The sequence below is a fragment of the Micromonospora gifhornensis genome (assembly GCF_016863515.1).
GTDB classification, from domain to species: domain Bacteria; phylum Actinomycetota; class Actinomycetes; order Mycobacteriales; family Micromonosporaceae; genus Micromonospora; species Micromonospora gifhornensis.
The window spans coordinates 75,387-92,998 of the sequence record NZ_BOPA01000001.1; the positions used below are offsets into that span (position 1 = coordinate 75,387).

At 70.9% G+C, this 17,612-nt stretch carries 18 protein-coding genes; 10 read left to right on the forward strand and 8 right to left on the reverse strand.

Annotated features, from left to right (window positions below):
- Positions 1 to 29 precede the first annotated feature (29 nt).
- The 4 genes from Vgi01_RS00360 to Vgi01_RS00375 all read right to left on the reverse strand — a co-directional run bounded on the left by Vgi01_RS00360 (position 30) and on the right by Vgi01_RS00375 (position 2,957).
- Positions 30 to 899: a metal ABC transporter permease gene (locus tag Vgi01_RS00360; RefSeq protein ID WP_204289804.1), complete on the reverse strand. Its 870-nt coding sequence runs from the start codon at positions 897 to 899 to the stop codon at positions 30 to 32.
- Entirely contained in the window at positions 896 to 1,660 is a 765-nt protein-coding gene (locus Vgi01_RS00365) for a metal ABC transporter ATP-binding protein (protein WP_204289789.1), read from the reverse strand. The genes Vgi01_RS00360 and Vgi01_RS00365 overlap by 4 nt, the downstream gene beginning before the upstream one ends.
- Complete coding sequence (locus Vgi01_RS00370) at positions 1,657 to 2,631, reverse strand: metal ABC transporter substrate-binding protein (RefSeq protein ID WP_204289790.1); 975 nt, start codon at positions 2,629 to 2,631, stop codon at positions 1,657 to 1,659. The genes Vgi01_RS00365 and Vgi01_RS00370 overlap by 4 nt, the downstream gene beginning before the upstream one ends.
- A gap of 68 nt (positions 2,632 to 2,699) precedes the next feature.
- Positions 2,700 to 2,957, reverse strand: coding sequence for a hypothetical protein (locus Vgi01_RS00375; RefSeq protein WP_204289791.1), 258 nt, complete (start codon positions 2,955 to 2,957; stop codon positions 2,700 to 2,702).
- Positions 2,958 to 2,986: 29 nt separating this feature from the next.
- Between Vgi01_RS00375 and Vgi01_RS00380 the strand changes: the two genes are divergently transcribed.
- The 3 genes from Vgi01_RS00380 to Vgi01_RS00390 all read left to right on the forward strand — a co-directional run bounded on the left by Vgi01_RS00380 (position 2,987) and on the right by Vgi01_RS00390 (position 5,434).
- Positions 2,987 to 3,328, forward strand: a complete 342-nt coding sequence (locus Vgi01_RS00380) for an antibiotic biosynthesis monooxygenase family protein (protein ID WP_204289792.1) — start codon at positions 2,987 to 2,989, stop codon at positions 3,326 to 3,328.
- Positions 3,329 to 3,467: 139 nt separating this feature from the next.
- A complete protein-coding gene (locus Vgi01_RS00385) occupies positions 3,468 to 3,941 on the forward strand; it encodes an Rv0361 family membrane protein (RefSeq protein WP_204289805.1) in 474 nt (157 codons plus the stop codon).
- 113 nt (positions 3,942 to 4,054) lie between these two features.
- Complete coding sequence (locus tag Vgi01_RS00390; RefSeq protein WP_102660620.1) at positions 4,055 to 5,434, forward strand: glycine--tRNA ligase; 1,380 nt, start codon at positions 4,055 to 4,057, stop codon at positions 5,432 to 5,434.
- A gap of 52 nt (positions 5,435 to 5,486) precedes the next feature.
- On the opposite strand, the gene Vgi01_RS30370 is transcribed toward Vgi01_RS00390, so the two are convergent.
- Positions 5,487 to 6,107 carry a putative endonuclease domain-containing protein gene (locus Vgi01_RS30370; RefSeq protein ID WP_239088735.1) on the reverse strand — a complete coding sequence of 207 codons (621 nt, stop codon included), beginning with the start codon at positions 6,105 to 6,107 and terminating at the stop codon, positions 5,487 to 5,489.
- 243 nt (positions 6,108 to 6,350) lie between these two features.
- Here Vgi01_RS30370 and Vgi01_RS00400 point away from each other — a divergent pair, with 243 nt between their 5' ends.
- The 4 genes from Vgi01_RS00400 to Vgi01_RS00415 all read left to right on the forward strand — a co-directional run bounded on the left by Vgi01_RS00400 (position 6,351) and on the right by Vgi01_RS00415 (position 9,212).
- Positions 6,351 to 6,545, forward strand: a complete 195-nt coding sequence (locus Vgi01_RS00400) for a hypothetical protein (protein ID WP_204289807.1) — start codon at positions 6,351 to 6,353, stop codon at positions 6,543 to 6,545.
- Positions 6,546 to 6,627: 82 nt separating this feature from the next.
- A complete protein-coding gene (gene dusB, locus Vgi01_RS00405; protein WP_373306827.1) occupies positions 6,628 to 7,794 on the forward strand; it encodes a tRNA dihydrouridine synthase DusB in 1,167 nt (388 codons plus the stop codon).
- Positions 7,795 to 7,965: 171 nt separating this feature from the next.
- The gene (locus tag Vgi01_RS00410; protein WP_102660621.1) at positions 7,966 to 8,766 is read left to right on the forward strand and encodes a helix-turn-helix domain-containing protein; all 801 of its coding nucleotides are present in this window, start codon (positions 7,966 to 7,968) and stop codon (positions 8,764 to 8,766) included.
- 29 nt (positions 8,767 to 8,795) lie between these two features.
- Positions 8,796 to 9,212, forward strand: coding sequence for a nuclear transport factor 2 family protein (locus Vgi01_RS00415; protein WP_102660622.1), 417 nt, complete (start codon positions 8,796 to 8,798; stop codon positions 9,210 to 9,212).
- Positions 9,213 to 9,284: 72 nt separating this feature from the next.
- On the opposite strand, the gene Vgi01_RS00420 is transcribed toward Vgi01_RS00415, so the two are convergent.
- Positions 9,285 to 9,938 carry a C39 family peptidase gene (locus Vgi01_RS00420; RefSeq protein ID WP_204289793.1) on the reverse strand — a complete coding sequence of 218 codons (654 nt, stop codon included), beginning with the start codon at positions 9,936 to 9,938 and terminating at the stop codon, positions 9,285 to 9,287.
- 434 nt (positions 9,939 to 10,372) lie between these two features.
- Positions 10,373 to 12,145, reverse strand: a complete 1,773-nt coding sequence (locus tag Vgi01_RS00425; protein ID WP_239088739.1) for a beta-N-acetylhexosaminidase — start codon at positions 12,143 to 12,145, stop codon at positions 10,373 to 10,375.
- 364 nt (positions 12,146 to 12,509) lie between these two features.
- Between Vgi01_RS00425 and ppdK the strand changes: the two genes are divergently transcribed.
- Positions 12,510 to 15,218: a pyruvate, phosphate dikinase gene (gene ppdK / locus Vgi01_RS00430; RefSeq protein WP_204289795.1), complete on the forward strand. Its 2,709-nt coding sequence runs from the start codon at positions 12,510 to 12,512 to the stop codon at positions 15,216 to 15,218.
- Positions 15,219 to 15,262: 44 nt separating this feature from the next.
- Here ppdK and Vgi01_RS00435 read toward each other — a convergent pair whose 3' ends face one another.
- Positions 15,263 to 15,766 carry a roadblock/LC7 domain-containing protein gene (locus Vgi01_RS00435; RefSeq protein WP_013735353.1) on the reverse strand — a complete coding sequence of 168 codons (504 nt, stop codon included), beginning with the start codon at positions 15,764 to 15,766 and terminating at the stop codon, positions 15,263 to 15,265.
- A 290-nt stretch (positions 15,767 to 16,056) separates the two neighbouring features.
- Between Vgi01_RS00435 and Vgi01_RS00440 the strand changes: the two genes are divergently transcribed.
- The gene (locus Vgi01_RS00440; protein WP_013735352.1) at positions 16,057 to 16,410 is read left to right on the forward strand and encodes a VOC family protein; all 354 of its coding nucleotides are present in this window, start codon (positions 16,057 to 16,059) and stop codon (positions 16,408 to 16,410) included.
- On the forward strand, positions 16,400 to 17,612 hold a 1,213-nt coding region (locus tag Vgi01_RS00445), incomplete at its 3' end, for a deoxyguanosinetriphosphate triphosphohydrolase (protein ID WP_204289796.1). The genes Vgi01_RS00440 and Vgi01_RS00445, both read left to right, overlap by 11 nt.

The following is a 17,612-nucleotide window of genomic DNA, read 5'->3' on the forward strand; positions in this document are numbered from 1 at the left end:
GGTAACCAATACCGACAGGGTCATCGTGGTCAGGACCGGTGGAGCACCACCTCGGGTGGCTCGGGTGCGGGCAGCGGCTCCGGTCGGGTCCGGCGGATCCGACGCCAGCCGGCGGCGAACAGGGTGATCACCACGAACGAGGCGATGGCGAGCACCACCACCGAGGCGCCGGGCGCGGTGTCGGCGACCGCCGCCACCCAGATGCCGGCGCCGGCGGCGAACAGGCCGAGGGTCATCGCCGCCGTCATGGTGGCGCGGAAGCCCCGGGTGACCTGTTGGGCGGTGGCCACCGGCACCACCATCAGCGCGCTGATCAGCAGTACGCCGACCGCCCGCATCGCGATCGTCACGGTGATCGCGGTGGTGACCGCCAGCAGCAGGTTCAGGGCGCGTACCGGCAGGCCGGAGACCCGCGCGTACTCCTCGTCCTGGCAGACCGCGAACAGCGCGGGCCGCAGGGCGATCATCGTGATCAGGACTGCCACACCGAGCACCGCGATGGTGACGAGGTCGCTGCGGGAGGTGGTGGTGAGCGCCCCGAACAGGTACGCGTTGAGGTTCGCGCTGGTGCTGTCCGACAGGCCCACCAGCACCACACCACCGGCGATGCCGCCGTAGAAGAGCAGGGCCAGGGCCAGGTCACCGGAGGTACGGCCGCGTTCGCGGATCAACTCGATGGCGACCGCACCGATCACGGCTGCGATCACCGCCATGATCACGGGGGAGGTGCCGAAGAGCAGGCCCGCGCCGACACCGGTCAACGCCACGTGCCCGATGCCGTCCCCGATCAGCGCGAGCCGCCGCTGCACCAGGTAGATGCCGAGCGCCGGTGCGGCCACCCCGATGACGAGCGCGCCGATCAGCGCGTTCTGCATGTATTCGTACTGGAAGAGGGTCAATTCGTGCCCCACAGCCCGGCGGGTTCCTCGGGACAGTGCGGATGCACGTGGTCGTGGTCCGGCGCCGCGTGGTGCCCGGCCGGTTCCGGCACCGCGCCGTCGTGCGCGATCAGACCCTGGTGTACGACGATCGCCCGGCTGATCAGCGGTTGGAGCGGACCCAGCTCGTGCGCCACCAGCAGGACGGTGCCCCCGCCGTCGGTGAAGCCGCGCAGCGCCTCGGCGAACGCCTCCTGGCTGGCGGCGTCCACCCCGGCCGTCGGCTCGTCGAGCACCAGCAGTTCGGGCTTACCTGCCAGCGCACGGGCGATCAGGGTGCGCTGCTGCTGCCCGCCGGAGAGGGTGGACACCGGGTCCTTCGCCCGGTCGGCCAGACCGACGGCGTGCAGCGCCTCGGTGACGGCCTTGCGGTCGGCGCGCCCCGGTGGCCGCAGGATGCCTCGGCGGGCCAGCCGGCCGGAGGCCACCACCTCGCCCACCGTGGCCGGTACGCCGCTGCCCGCGCCGAGGCGCTGTGGGACGTACCCGATGCGGTGCCACTGGCGGAACCGGCGTGCCGGTTCGCCGAAGAGGGTCACCGAACCGGAGCTGAGCGGGACCAGCCCGAGTACGGCGCGGATCAGGGTCGACTTGCCGGAACCGTTGGCGCCGAGGACCGCGACCACCTCACCGGCGGTCACGGTCAGCGAGACGTCCCGCAGCACGGGGCGGCCGTCGTAGCCCACCACCCCGTGCGTGACGGTGATGACTTCAGGTGTCACGAGCAGCTCAACGCCGTCCGCAGGGTCTGCAGGTTGGTACGCATCACCGAAAGGTAGTCCTCCCCGCTGTTGCCGGTGGACAGGCCCTCCAGCGGGTCGAGCACCGCGGTCTGCGCGCCCACCTCCCGGGCGATCGTCTCGGCGACCTTCGGGCTGACCAGCGTCTCGAAGAAGATCGTGGTGGCGCCGTGCTCGCGCGCCTCCTCGGTGACCGCGGCCAGCCGCTGCGGCGACGGCTCGTCCTCGGGCGAGAGGCCGGTGATGCCGATCTGCGCCAACTGGTAGCGCTGGGCGAGGTAGCCGAACGCGGTGTGGCTGACCACGATCTCCCGGCGCTGGCAGGTCTTCAGCCCCTCGGTGAACTCGGTGTCCAGCTGCTCCAACTCGGTACGCAGGGTGGCCGCCCGCTGGGCGTACTCGTCGGCGTGGTCCGGGTCGACGGCGCCGAGCCGTTCGGCCAGCTTGTCGCCGATGGTGGCCAGCCGGGTCGGGTCGAGCCAGACGTGCGGGTCCTTCGCGCCGTCGGACACCTCGTCGGCATGCTCGTCATCGTGGTCGTGCTCGTCACCGTGGTCGTGGTCGTGACCGCCGGCGGTGGCGTCCAGCAGGGGCTCGACCGCAGCCACGTCGAAGGCCCGGTCGCCGCCGTTCTGCTCGATCGCCTCGTCCACCGCGGGCTGGAAACCGTCCAGGAAGATGATCAGCTCGGCGTCGATGATCTGACCGACCTGCCGCGGGTTCAGCTCCAGGTCGTGCGGCTCGGCGCCCGGACGGGCCAGGTTGGTCACCGTCACGGCGTCCCCGCCGATCCGCTCGGCCAGGAACTGCAGGGGGTAGAAGCCGGCCACCACGTCGACCCGCTCCGGGTCGCCACCGGCGCTGGTGTCGGTGCTGCAAGCGGCGACGCCGGTCAGGGCGAGCAGCGCGGCGGTGGCGGTGGCCAGGACTCGGGGGGTGGTGCGGAAGGTCATGTCATCGACTGTCCGCGACAATGACAATGATTGTCAAAAACGCATAATTGCATGTCGGAGCAGGTCGATCAGAGCAGCTTCACCAGGCCGACGGTGACCAGCAGGGTCAACATCAACAATCGGATCACCCGGGTCGGCGGCGTCTGCACCGGCCAGGTCGTCACCAGCAGGGCGGCCACCACGGCGGCGAGCAGCAGGGTGAACAGCCCGCCCAGCGGGCCCGGGGTGAAGAACGCGACAAGTACGAGAAGCAGGGTGATCAGGAACACGGCCGTCGGGTTGGTCCGGGCCAGGCGGCTAGCGATCCGGCGCTGCGTACGCTGCATCCCACAGACTCTACGAGGAGGAATGTCCGGTGCTCGTGACCAACCGGTTCGTGGTCGACGACGACGGCGCGCAGGATTTCGCCGAACGGGCCCACGCCGCTCTCGCGGCCCTGGCTGCCCGCCCCGGCTACCTGCGCGGGCAACTGGTCCGGGCGCTGGACGACCCGCGACACTGGTGCCTGGTCACCGAGTGGGAGTCGGTGGGCACCTACCGCCGTGCGCTCGGTGGCTTCGACGTCAAGGTCACGGCGATCCCGCTGCTCGCCGAGAGCATCGACGAGCCGTCCGCGTACGAGACGTTGGCCAGCGCTGCGCCCGACGGCGACGTGGTGGTGGTCGACAGCGATCGCGCTGCGGGTCCTTACCGCTGAGCTGTCGGGCACTACGCTGGCTGCTATGACCGATCCCGGACCGGCGGCCCCACCACCCCAGCCCCCGCTGCCCGGCCAGCCGAATCCCCAGCCGCCGAGCCAAGGTGGCTTCGCACCGCCCGGTGCGGTCGAGTCAGGCGTGCCGACACCGCCGACCGGCCCCGGAGTGGCACCGCCGTTCGCGGCGCCGCCGACCGAGGGCCGCCGCTCCCGACTCTGGCTCGGCCTCGGTGCCGGGGCGTTGGCGCTGGTGCTCTGCTGCGGTGGCGGGGGCACCGCGGTGGTCGGCCTGCTGGTCAGCGGGGTGCAGGCGATCGAGGAACAGGGCCGTACGGTCTCCAGCGACTACTACCGCGCCCTGGCCGACGGCAAGTACGGCCAGGCGTACGACCAGCTCTGCGAGGACGCCAAGCGGCGCGAGTCCCGGCAGGAGTTCGAACGCCGGGCCGCCGCCGAGCCGCAGATCGTCTCCTACCGGGTCGGCAACGTGGACACCACCACGCTCACCGTGCCGGTGGACGTCACCCTCGCCGGCGGTGGTCAGGAACGGCAGCAGGTCGTGCTCGGCCAGGACCAGCAGACCGGTGCCATGGAGGTCTGCGGAGTCAACTGACCGGCCGCAGGTAATGTGCTGGGTTCGGGACCACGGCAGTCGTACCGTTGTCCCGAACTGTTCGTTCCATCCCACCGCGTCCCCGCCGACCGCCAGTCGGCGTAGGAGGAAACATGCCAGCAGACCGTATCGACGCCATCGTCAGCCTCGCCAAGCGCCGAGGCTTCGTCTTTCCCTCCAGCGAGATCTACGGAGGCACCCGATCGGCGTGGGACTACGGCCCGCTCGGCGTGGAGCTCAAGGAGAACGTCCGCCGGCAGTGGTGGAAGACCATGGTCCAGCAGCGTGACGACGTCGTCGGGCTGGACTCCGCGGTGATCCTGGCCCGGGACGTGTGGGCGGCCTCCGGCCACCTCGACGCCTTCGTCGACCCGCTGACCGAGTGCCAGTCCTGCCACAAGCGGTTCCGCGCCGACCACCTGGAAGAGGCGTACGCGGAGAAGCACGGCAAGCCGCTCGCCTCGCTCACCGAGCTGAACTGCCCGAACTGCGGCAACAAGGGCACGTTCACCGAGCCGAAGATGTTCAACGGGCTGATGAAGACCTTCCTCGGCCCGGTGGAGAGCGACGAGGGCCTGCACTACCTGCGCCCGGAGACCGCCCAGGGCATCTTCGTCAACTACAACAACGTGGCCAACGCGGCGCGGAAGAAGCCGCCGTTCGGCATCGCGCAGACCGGCAAGTCGTTCCGCAACGAGATCACCCCGGGCAACTTCATCTTCCGGACCCGCGAGTTCGAGCAGATGGAGATGGAGTTCTTCGTCGAGCCCGGCACCGACGAGCAGTGGCACGAGTACTGGCTCTCCGAGCGCTGGAACTGGTACGTCGACCTCGGGCTCTCCGCGGAGAACATGCGCTTCTACGAGCACCCCAAGGAGAAGCTCTCCCACTACTCGAAGCGCACCGTCGACATCGAGTACCGATTCCAGTTCGGCGGCAGCGAGTTCGCCGAGCTGGAGGGGATCGCCAACCGCACCGACTTCGACCTCTCCACGCACAGCAAGCACTCCGGGGTCGACCTGTCGTACTTCGACCAGACCAAGAGCGAGCGCTGGGTCCCGTACGTGATCGAGCCGGCCGCCGGCCTGACCCGCGCGGTGCTGGCGTTCCTGCTCGAGGCGTACGACGTCGACCAGGCCCCCAACGCGAAGGGCAAGATGGAGGAGCGCACCGTGATGCGCTTCGACCCGCGGCTGGCCCCGGTCAAGGTGGCGGTGCTGCCGCTGTCGCGCAACGAGGCGCTCTCGCCCAAGGCCAAGGATCTCGCCACGCAGCTGCGCAAGCGCTGGGTGGTCGAGTTCGACGACTCGCAGGCGATCGGCCGCCGCTACCGTCGCCAGGACGAGATCGGCACCCCGTTCTGCGTCACTGTCGACTTCGACACCCTGGACGACAACGCGGTGACCATCCGCAACCGGGACACCATGGCCCAGGAGCGCATCGCCCTGGACCAGGTCGAGCGCTACCTGATCGACCACCTCCCCGGCTGCTGAGGTGTAAGGAAGGGCCCCTTCTTAACGCCTGGCGTAGAGGAGGGGCCCCTTGTTAACAACTGGGCTGGCCGACGCGTACCCGGGCAGTGGCACCGACACCGCGCCGGGAGTCGTACGCGTCCTCCACCGTGCGGCGCACCCGGCGTGGCTCGCGGCGGATCTGCGCGGGCGTGAAGTGCAGCACCAGGATGCCGTGCCGACTCAGCTCGTTGTGCCGGTCCAGCGTGCGCGTCCAGTCCGCAGGTCGGAAGTGGTACTCCTGCGAGTCGACCTCCAGCGCCACCGCCGCGTCGGCCAGATAGCCGTCAGGTGTCGGCAGCGACGTGCCATCCGCGCCGAGCAGCCGGGGATTCCAGTGGATCTCGCTCAGCACGCTGCTGCCCGCCAGACACTCCCGCAACTCCGCCTCGGGCGCGGACCGGGTGCCCGCCGCCACCTCCTCGAACGCCTTCCTGATCAACGCAGTCCGGCTGCGTCGCGCTCGCCTGATCTCCTCGTCCAGGGACGTGAGATCGGCGTACCCCCGCTGCACGGCCTCGGCCACGATGGCGCGCACCGGGCGGAGTTGCCGCAGGTCGCGCGCCGCGTCGACCACCGCGCGGGCCGGAGAGCACACCGGGTACAGCGGTGTGGCCCGGGCCCGGTCGTCCAGGGCCAGAGCCCGCGAGACCACCGCGAACCTGCGGATCTGCGTCGTGCGTGATGCGGCACGATCAGCTGTACGTCGTCGCTGCGCGGGCTCTGTCGGAAGCCGTACCAGGTCAGCGCGGCCAGGCCGGTGAGCTGTGCCTCGCCACCGGCGTACAGCGCCGCCGAGATCCGCCGCTGCTCGTCGGTCAGGGTGCCGGTGACCAGGGCGTACGTCGCGGGCAGGACCCGTTGCCAGAGGGCGCGCCGGGTCTGCCGGTACAGGTACATGTCGTCGAAGCCGCAGGTCAGCAGTTGGGTGCGGCTGACGATCTGCTGTTGCCGCTCCGCCAGCTCGGAGAACTCGGGTGGATGGGTACGCATGCCGCGCAGCATCACCGCACTCGCCGGCCTGTGTCCCGCCCGAGCCGGGCACCTGTGGACGACCGCGCACGCTGTGGACAGCGCCCCGACCTCGCCGTGAGTGTGTTATGCGTCGCGTTAACAAGGGGCCCTTCCTATGCACGAGGCGTTAAGAAGGGGCCCTTCCTTACACTTGGGCGGTGATGATGTCGAGTGCTGCGCTGGGGCCGTTGAGCATCGGACGGCACCAGGTGTGGCCGCCTGTGGTGCTCGCGCCGATGGCGGGCATCACCAACGTCGGTTTTCGGCAGCTCTGCCGGGAGCAGGGCGGCGGCATCTACGTCTGCGAGATGATCACCACGGTCGCCCTGGTCGAGCGGAACCCGAAGACCCTGCGGATGATCGCCTTCGGGGCGGACGAGAGCCCGCGCAGCCTCCAGCTCTACGGCACCGACCCGGAGATCACCGCCGCCGCCGTGCGGATCGTGGTCGAGAAGGATCTGGCCGATCACATCGACCTCAACTTCGGCTGCCCGGTCCCGAAGGTCACCCGGCGCGGTGGGGGAGCGGCCCTGCCCTGGCGACGCCGCCTCTTCGCCCGCCTGGTCAAGGCTGCGGTGGATGCCGCCGCACCCGCCGGGGTGCCGGTCACGGTCAAGATGCGCAAGGGCATAGACGACGACCACCTGACGTACGTCGAGGCGGGGCTGGCCGCCCAGGACGCCGGGGTCGCCGCGGTCGCCCTGCACGGGCGTACGGCCGCACAACGCTACTCGGGCACCGCCGACTGGGACGCCATCGCCACCCTCAAGCAGGCCCTCGACGTGCCGGTGCTCGGCAACGGCGACATCTGGGAGGCCGACGACGCACTGCGGATGGTGGCCCACACCGGCGTCGACGGGGTGGTGATCGGACGGGGCTGCCTGGGCCGGCCGTGGCTCTTCGCCGACCTGGAGGCGGCCTTCGCGGGGCGTACCGACCGGCGGCTGCCCACCCTGGGCGAGGTGGCGCTGACCATGCGCCGGCACGCCGAGTTGCTTGTCGACCAGTTCACCGCCGGGGCGCGCAACCCGGCTCGGGGCGAGCGGGACGGCTGCACCGACTTCCGCAAGCACGTCGCCTGGTACCTCAAGGGCTTCCCGATCGGCAGCGAGCTGCGCCGCGCCCTGGCCATGATCGACAGCCTGGCCCAGCTCGACGACCTGCTCGGCAAGCTGGACCCGACAGTGCCCTTCCCGACCGAAACGCTTGGCCAACCACGCGGACGCACCAATTCCCCGGGCAAGGTCTTCCTGCCCGACGGTTGGCTGGCCAGCCGCGACGACGACACCGTCCCCCAGGGTGCCGAGCTGGACGACTCCGGCGGCTGAGCGCAGACCGGCGGCCTTCGGGCATTACCTGGCAGGTAATCGACTCCGCGCGGGTGGTCCGGCACGCTGGCGTGCACGCCCGAGGACGAGGAACCCGATGAACCTGCCCCCACCGCTGTGTCGATCGAGCCTGCGCCCGTCCGCGCTGGACGCGGTACCGCCGGAGCTGCCGTGACCGCCACCGTGCCGGCGCTCTCGGTCGGCCCGGCGCTGCGCCGGTGGCGGGAGGTGCGGCGGTTGAGTCAGCTGGAGTTGGCCGTGCGGGCCGACATCTCCACCCGCCATCTGAGCTTCGTCGAGACGGGCCGGTCGCGGCCGAGCCCGGAGATGGTGCTTCGCCTCGCCGAGCACCTCGACCTGCCGCTACGCGAACGCAACCGGCTGTTGTTGGCGGCGGGCTACGCCCCGGCGTACCCGCAGACCGCGCTGACCGCCCCCCGGATGGCGCCGGCCCGCGCCGCCGTCGGGCAGGTGTTGGCCGGCCACGAGCCGTACCCGGCGGTGGTGGTCGACTGCAGGTGGCAGATGGTGGACGCCAATCAGAGCCTGACCATCTTCACCGACCTGGTCGCGCCCGACCTGCTGGCGCCTCCGGTGAACGTGCTGCGGGTGAGCCTGCATCCGGACGGCCTCGCCCCGCACATAGCGAACCTCGGCCAGTGGCGTGCGCACCTGCTGGCTCGGCTGGCACGGCAGGTCGAACTGACAGGTGACGCGGGGCTGGCCGCCTTGGACGGCGAGTTACGTGGCTATCCGAGCGACGGCCCGGAACCGGACGTCGAACTGCCCGGCCCAGGCGACATCGTGGTGCCACTGCGACTGCGGCACGACGGTGCAGAGTTGGCCTTCATCAGCACCATCGCGACGTTCGGTACGCCACTGGACGTCACGTTGGCCGAACTGTCCATCGAGTCGTTCTATCCGGCGGACGAGCGTACGGCGGCAGTGCTGCGCGAACGCAGCCGACGGTGACCGTGTCCCCTGCCCTTGGAGGTCGTGAAGTGTCCGCTACCCGGCAGACCGTCGACACGCTGCTGTCCCGCATCGTCGCCGGTGCGGCACCCGAGCGAATCGCCGAGCTGTACGCCGACCAGGTCGACTGGCAGGTCAACTGGCCGAGCACCGAGCACCTCGACGTGCCGTGGATCCGTCCGCGCTCGACCCGTGCCGACGTCGCCGACCACCACCGCACGCTGGCTGCGGCCACCGTGCCGGGTCAGGCCGAGGCGACCGTCACCGGCATCCTCGTCGACGGGCCGGACGCCGTGGTGTTCGGCCAGGTCGCCCAGACCGTACGCCGTACCGGCAAACGGTTCACCGCTCGTTTCGCGCTGCACCTCACGGTGGCCGATGGCCGGATCGTCCGGCACCACGTTTACGAGGACAGCCTCGCCATCGAGGCCGCCTGCCGGAGTTGACGCCCGCAGCTGAACAACGGCAAGGGCCGACCCCGTACGGAGTCGGCCCTTGCCGTTCGCGGTGGTGGATCGTCAGCTGGTGGCGGTGTAACCGCGGGTGGCGATCCAGTCGGCGAGGTCGTCGGTGGTGAGCTGGTAGGTGGCGGTGGCGGGGTTGGCGGAGTCGGCGATGGTGACGGTGTCGCCGTCGTCCTGGTAGCCGGTGACGCTGATGTAGTGGCCGCCTTCGAAGCTGTGGACGACGCCGTCGGTGTCGGTGGTGGTGCCGGCGATGTTGGCTACCACGGCGTGGCCGCTGTCGACGGTGCGCTTGATGTCCTCGCGCAGCTTGTCGGTCTGCTTGTCATCGGCCTTGGCGCCGGGGAGCTCCACCGACTTGTAGACGTCCTTGCCGGTCTCCTTGTTCAGCACCGGGGTGATGTCGTTGATGGAGTCGGTGCCGTTCTCGGTGGTGCCCATCTCCTTGGCCATGGTGTGGACGTCGATGTTCTTGCCCTGCACGCTCAGGGCGTTACGGGCGGCGGCGGGGCCGCAGTAGTAGAAGTTGGGCTGAGCTTCGTAGCGCACGTCGAGCTGGCGCTCGCCGCCGGGCTTGCGGTCGGCCTGCACGGCGGTGGGGGTGCTGGGTGCGGCCTGGGCGGCGACGGCGGGGCCGGCGATGCCACCGGCGGTGGCGGCGGCAGCGGCGATGGTCAGAGCGGTCTTACGCAGCATGGTGGTACGCATGATGGTGTTCCGCCTTTCATTCGGGGGTGCGCGCGGCGAGCGGTAGGGGGTCGCGGGTGCCGCGCGAAAGGGGGAAGATCCTGCGAAGCAGATGGGCCGTCTCATGCAGCATCGTGTTGGGCTGCTGCTCTCGGCGGTGAGCCCTGATGTCCGGGGGATGTGTAACGCCGGGTGGGGGGCGGTCATTCCGGCCCGGTCCCGGGGGCGTCGCCGTCGAGGGGGCTTCGCGGTTACCCCCTGTACAACGCCGGGGCTGGGGGCATGATTCCGCCACCACGGTGACCCAGCCCACTGGCCACCGGGGCATCCGTCGGACATATCGCCTGAAGCGTCGCCGTCCGCCCTCGCTGTTACGCCGAAACGGCGGGGTCCAGAGCGGCAGGAAACCGCCATTCCGGCGTAACGGAGTCGATCACGCCGGTCAGGTGGGTCCGTCACCCTTGGGCGGTATGGGGCGCGCTTTCGGCAGGCGGCGCGGGTCGGGGCGCGGGGACCGAGGGCTGCGCCGGCCAGGGTAGGTCGGGCGAGCGGTGGAAGGCGATGCCCGCCGCTGTCCAGCGCGGGGCGTGGCCGGCCAGTCGCTGCCGAAAGTCGGACCAGTCGTGAGCGGCCCGGTCGGACTGGGCGGCCGCGTCGGACTGGGTGGACCGGTGGGCCAGGTCCGATGGGGCGGCCTCGCCAGACTGTGCGGATCGGGCGGACCGGTGGGGCTGGGCGGACGGGGGTGACCAGGCCAGTTCGGCGATCGCGGGTAGGCGGGGGAAGAGCATGAACTCGATCTCGGAGCGGGTGGTCACGGACTCCGTCCAGAGCGGTGCCTCGACGCCGAGCACCGCCTCGGCCGGTACGTCGGTCAGGTGGGTGGCGGGGTCCCAGCCGTACGCCTGGTGCACGTCGATGTGGGCGGCCCAGTCATGCCCGATCGGGGTGTCCGGGGCGTACTTCATGTCCAGGTAGGCGTGGTTGGCGGGGGAGAGGATCAGTTTGGCGCCCCGGCGTACCGCGTCGGCGGTGGTCGGGTCGTCGGGGCGGGTGCCCCACCATTGCAGGACCCGGCCGTCGGCGTGCGCGGCGGGGGCGATCTGGTGCCAGCCGATGACCGTCTTGCCGAGCCCGGTCACGATCCGTTGTACCCGTTCGACGAAGCGGGTGTAGACCTCGGCGGGCACCTTGAACGCCTCGTCGCCGCCGATGTGCAGCCACGGGCCGGGGGTGAGCGCGGCGAGTTCGCCGAGCACGTCGGCGACGAAGTCGTACGTCCGCTCGCTCGTCGGGTCGACGTAGCTGAACCCGATCTCGGTGCCGGCGTACGGCGACGGGGTTGTTCCCGGCGGTGCCAGCTCAGGGTGGGCGACCAGCGCGGCGTTGGTGTGGCCGGGCAGGTCGATCTCGGGGATGACGGTGATGTGCCGGGCGGCGGCGTACGCCACGATGCGCCGGTAGTCGGCCTGGGTGTAGTGCCCGCCGGGACCACCACCGACCTCGGTCGCGCCGCCGACGGCGGCCAGTCGGGGCCAGGAGTCGATGGCGATCCGCCACCCCTGGTCGTCGGTGAGGTGCAGGTGCAGCCGGTTGAGCTTGTACCGGGCCAGGTGGTCGATCACCCGCAGCACGTCGGCGACGCCGAAGAAGTGCCGGGCCACGTCGAGCATGGCGCCTCGGTGCGGGTACCGGGGGCGGTCGAGGATCGACCCTCCGGGCAGCACCCACCGCTCGGCGACCGGCGTGCGGCTCTCGATGGCGGCGGGTAGCAGTTGGCGCAGCGTCTGCACCCCGTGGTGCAGACCGGCGGCGGTGCGGGCGCGCAGGCGTACCCCGTCCCGTGTGACATCGAGCCGGTAGCCCTCGGCGCCGAGGTCGGCCTCATCGGTCAGTTGCAGGGCGATGCCGCCGGCCGGCGGTTGCCCGACGACGTCGGTCACCGGCAACGGGTACCCGGTGGCCGGGCGGAGCAGCGCGGCGAGTTGCTCGCCGACGGCCAGTGCGGCCGGGTCGGCGCTGACCCGGATCACCGCGTCGGCGGGCAGCACATGGTCGGCGTCGGGATCCGGCGCGACCCGCTCGGGCGCCGGGACCACCGCGCCGAGCCGTACCGCCGCGCCGAGCCGGACCGGCGCGGCCGGGGCGAGCTGCGTCGCCGCCGCCCGGTCCGCCGCGCCCGCCAACTCCCCGGCGGTACGCGTGGCGGTGCTCTCGGCCGGGTGCAGCGGCTGCGGTGGGGTGCTGCTGGGCGGCGACGACAACGAGGGCTCCGAGGACAACGACGGCTCCGAGGGGTGTATTCGCGGCAGGGGTGGCAATGGTGCGAGGTGTGGTCACAATGCGTGTCGTCAAGAGTACGGCGAGGCCGTCCAATGCGTATTCGTGCGTATGGAAACGTTCCCAGAAACCACGACGATCGCGGACAGTCGTGATTGCTGTGCCTATTGTCACCGAACGGCCCCGAGCCACTCGTTGTTCGCTTAACCTTCGCCCACCGATCGGTACAACTCCCTGGATTGCCGGCAAGTACTTCCGGGGTACAAAACTGAACCTTCGTTAAGTGTCAGTCCGGGCGCGTGGGAGGCTCTGGTGGCAGCGCAGGAAACGGTCGAGCACAAGTACGTCTACGACTTCGCCGAAGGCAACAAGGATCTCAAGGACCTGCTCGGCGGCAAGGGTGCCAACCTGGCCGAGATGACAAACCTCGGCCTGCCGGTCCCGCCCGGCTTCACCATCACCACCGAGGCGTGCCAGGCGTACCTGGCCAGCGGGGAGCAGCCCGCCGGGCTGGCCGACCAGATCGCCGTGCACCTGGCCGCCCTGGAGCAGGGCATGGGTCGACGCCTCGGTGACCCGGACGACCCGCTGCTGGTCTCGGTACGGTCCGGAGCGAAGTTCTCCATGCCCGGAATGATGGAAACCGTCCTCAACGTGGGGCTCAACGACCGCAGCGTGGTCGGGCTGGCCGCGCAGGCCAACGGCAACCAGCGGTTCGCCTGGGACTCGTACCGGCGACTGATCCAGATGTTCGGCAAGACCGTCTGCGAGGTGCCGGGCGAGGAGTTCGAGCACGCGATCGACGAGGCCAAGCGGGCCAAGGGCAGCGCCGACGACCTGGACCTGGACGCGGACGACCTGCGTGCGCTCGTCGATACGTACAAGAAGATCTTCAGCAAGCACACCGGGCGGGAGTTCCCGCAGGACCCCCGTGAGCAGCTCGACCTGGCCATCGGTGCGGTGTTCGACTCGTGGAACGCCGAGCGGGCGGTGATCTACCGCCGGCAGGAACGGATCCCGGCCGACCTCGGCACCGCGGTCAACGTGGTGGCGATGGTCTTCGGCAACCTCGGCCCGGACTCCGGCACCGGCGTCGCCTTCACCCGTGACCCGGCCAGCGGCGCGCAGGGCATCTACGGCGACTACCTGGCCAACGCCCAGGGTGAGGACGTGGTCGCCGGCATCCGCAACACCGTGCCGTTGCAGGAGTTGGAGCGGATCAACAAGGCCGCCTACGACGAACTGCTCGACTACATGGCCCGGCTGGAGCGGCACTACAAGGACCTCTGCGACATCGAGTTCACAATCGAACGCGGCAAGCTGTGGATGCTGCAGACCCGGGTCGGCAAACGCACCGCCGCCGCCGCGTTCGTCATCGCCGGCCAACTTGTCGACGAGGGCCTGATCGACCTCGACGAGGCGCTGCACCGGGTCAACGGCGCCCAACTGGCCCAGCTGATGTTCCCGCGCTTCCAGCTCGACCACGGCTTCGAGGCGGTCGCCACCGGCATCGGCGCCTCGCCGGGCGCGGCGGTCGGCAAGGTGGTCTTCACCTCGGCCCGCGCCGTCGAGCTGGCCGGTCAGGGCGAGGACGTCATCCTGGTCCGGCGGGAGACAAACCCGGACGACCTGAACGGCATGATCGCCTCCAAGGGCATCCTCACCTCACGCGGCGGCAAGACCAGCCACGCCGCCGTGGTGGCCCGGGGGATGGGCAAGACCTGCGTCTCCGGCGCCGACGCACTCGACATCGACGTGCCCAGGCGGCGGTTCACCGTGGCCGGGCAGACGGTCACCGAGGGCGACGTGGTCTCCATCGACGGCACCACCGGCAAGGTCTACCTGGGCCAGGTGCCGGCCACCCCGTCGGAGGTGGTGCAGTACTTCGAGGGCGAACTCGACCCGGCGGCCACCGACGACGCGCTGGTCAGGGCCGTACACCGGATCATGTCGCACGCCGATGCCACCCGGCGGCTGACGGTACGCACCAACGCCGACACGGCCGCCGACGCGGCGCGGGCGCGGCGCTTCGGCGCGGAAGGCATCGGCCTGTGCCGCACCGAGCACATGTTCCTCGGCGATCGGCGGGAACTGGTCGAGCGGTTGATCCTGGCCCGCGACGCCAACGAGCGGGACGAGTCGCTCGCCGCGCTGCTGCCGTTGCAGCGGGCCGACTTCGTGGGGATCTTCCGGGCGATGGACGGACAGCCGGTCACCGTCCGGCTGATCGACCCGCCGCTGCACGAGTTCCTGCCCCCGCTGGAACAACTCGCCGTCGACGTGGCGGTGGCCCAGGAACGCGGCGAGGACGTGGCCAAGGAGGAGGCGCTGCTGGCTGCCGTACGCCGGATGCACGAGGAGAATCCGATGCTGGGGCTGCGCGGCGTACGCCTCGGTCTGGTCATCCCCGGCCTGTTCGCGATGCAGGTCCGGGCGATCACCGAGGCCGCCGTGGAGTGCACCCGCCAGGGTGTGCGCGCCTGCCCGGAGATCATGGTCCCGCTGGTCGGCGCGGTGCAGGAACTGGAGACGGTACGCACCGAGGCCGAAAAGATCATCGCCGAGGTGGTCGGCGGCAGCGACGTCGAGGTGCTGATCGGCACGATGATCGAGGTGCCCCGGGCGGCGTTGACCGCCGGGCAGATCGCCGAGGCGGCCGAGTTCTTCTCCTTCGGCACCAACGACCTGACCCAGATGGGCTGGGGCTTCTCCCGCGACGACGTGGAGGGTGCCTTCTTCTGGCGCTACCTGGAACTGGGCATCTTCGGCATCTCGCCGTTCGAGTCGATCGATGCCGACGGCATCGGCCGGCTGGTGCGGATCGCGGCCGAGGAGGGTCGGGCCGCCCGCCCCGGCCTCAAGCTGGGCGTGTGCGGCGAGCACGGCGGTGACCCCGACTCGGTGCACTTCTTCCACTCCGTCGGGCTCGACTACGTCTCCTGCTCGCCGTTCCGGGTGCCGGTGGCCCGGCTGGAGGCGGGCCGGGCGGCCGTGGTCACGGCGGGCTCGGACAGTCGCTGAACTGATCGGGTCGGCGGGCGATCGTCCGCCGACCCGGCCGGTGCTCAGATCGGTGGCCGCCGCCAGGTGATGTGCGGGTCCCGACGGGGACGTGGGCCGGGCAGGCTGGCCATCGGGGTGCGTACGGCCAGCGGGGCGCGCCCGTCGGTCTGCAGCGGTGGCATCGGCGTCGATCGGCGGCAGGCGGCAAGCGTCGGCCCGGCCCGATGCACCATCGCCAGCGCCTCCTCGCGCAGCGCCACCAGGTCGGCGCCGGGGGCGGTGACCACGGTCAACAGGACATCCCCGCCGGCCGGATAGGTGATCACACAACCGGCTGCGGTGTGCACCACGGACTCGTGGAACGGGCCCTGCCGGACCGTTGCCGCCATCCGGTTGCCGACGCCGAAGTTCGCGGCGGCCAGGGCTGCCAGGTAGGTGGCGTCCGTCGTGGGCAGGTCGCTGGAAATCAACAGGCCGTCCGTGCCGGCGAGCACCGCGCCGGTGACCTCGGGTCGGCGTCGGCGCAGCGCCTGCAACTCGGTGCCCATCATCGTTTCCGCGTTCACGAGCGTGTCTCTCCCACCGGTCGTGTCTCCGCCTCAACAGGTGACGTTCCGCGTTGGCGACGCTACCCGTGGGCGTCGATAAACGCGATCCCGTGACCGTCGGCAATCGGACGACAACTCTAGTCTGATCGGAGGATGTGAACTCGTCGGCCTCAGTTCGTCGTCGCGCCGTCCGGCGCGGTCGGGCGTAACCTGATGCTCGCCGGAGGACCGTCGTCGCAAAGGGGTGGCCGGATGAGTGTGCGTACCGGGCTGTCGGGTCCTGCCGGTGACCGACCGGAGGTGTCGGCATGACCGTCGTCTGGGCGAGCCTGACCATCGACGCCCGCGATCCGGCCCGGTTGGCCCGCTGGTGGGCCGAGGCGCTCGGCTACCAGGTGATCACCGAGCAGCCCGACGAGGTGGAGATCCGGCAGTCCGTCGACCGGCTGCCCGGCATCGTCTTCGTACCGGTCACCGGTGCCAAGGAGAGCAAGAACCGGCTCCACCTCGACCTGCGCCCGGCCGACCGGGAGGCCGAGGTGGAACGGCTCGTCGACATGGGTGCCCGGCACGTCGACGTGGGCCAGGACGGTACCGACTGGACGGTGCTCGCCGACCCGGAGGGCAACGAGTTCTGCATACTCGCACCGCGTGACGACTGACGCGCAGCGGCGGGTGACGGAGCCGGTCAAGGACGCCGGGGGAGGCCGTTCGCCGTACGAGCGGGACCGGGCCCGGGTGCTGCACTCGGCGGCGTTCCGCCGGCTCGCCGCGAAGACCCAGGTGCACACGGCCGGCACGGACGACTTCCTGCGTACCCGGCTGACCCACTCGCTGGAGGTGGCCCAGATCGCCCGGGAGATGGGCGCGCGGCTGGGCTGTGATCCGGACGTCGTGGACACCGCCGGGTTGGCGCACGACCTGGGACACCCGCCGTTCGGACACAACGGCGAGGCCGCCCTGGACACGGTGGCCGCCGCCTGCGGCGGCTTCGAGGGCAACGCGCAGACGCTGCGGGTGCTGACCCGCCTGGAAGCCAAGGTGTACGACGCCGACGGCACCTCGGTCGGGCTCAACCTCACCCGCGCCTGCCTCGACGCGGTCAGCAAGTACCCGTGGCCACGCCGGCCGGGCCGGCGCAAGTTCGGGGTGTACGCCGACGACCGGCCGGTCTTCGACTGGCTGCGCCAGGGTGCGCCGCCCGGCGAGCGGCGCTGCCTGGAGGCGCAGGTGATGGACTGGGCCGACGACGTCGCGTACTCGGTGCACGACGTGGAGGACGGCATCCACGGCGGATACCTCACGTTGGGGTTGCTGCTCGCCGACGCCGACGAGCGGGCCGCCCTCTGCGCCGACGTGGCCGCCACCTACTCCGCCGAGCCGCCCGACTACCTCGGCCAGGTGTTGATGGAGGTGCTGGCCGACCCGCTGCTCGCCCCGCTGGCCGGCTACGACGGCAGCCACCGCGCCCAGGCCGCGCTCAAGGCCACGACCAGCGTGCTCACCGGCCGCTTCGTGGCGGACGCGGTCGCCGCCACCACCGCCCGGTTCGGTCCCGGACCGCACCGTCGCTACGCGGCCGATCTCGTGGTGCCCCGCTCGCTGCGGGCCCGGTGCGCCCTGCTCAAGGGCATCGCCCTGCGCTACGTCATGCGTCGCCCCGGGGCCCAGGGGCGCTACCAGCGGCAACAGGAGATCATCACCGACCTGGTACGGGTGCTCACCGATCAGGCCCCCGAGGCCCTCGACCCGGTGTTCGCCCCGCTGTGGCACGCCGCCCCGGACGACGCGGGCCGGCTGCGGGTGGTGGTCGACCAGGTGGCCTCCCTCACCGACCCGGCCGCCCTGGCCTGGCACGCCCGCC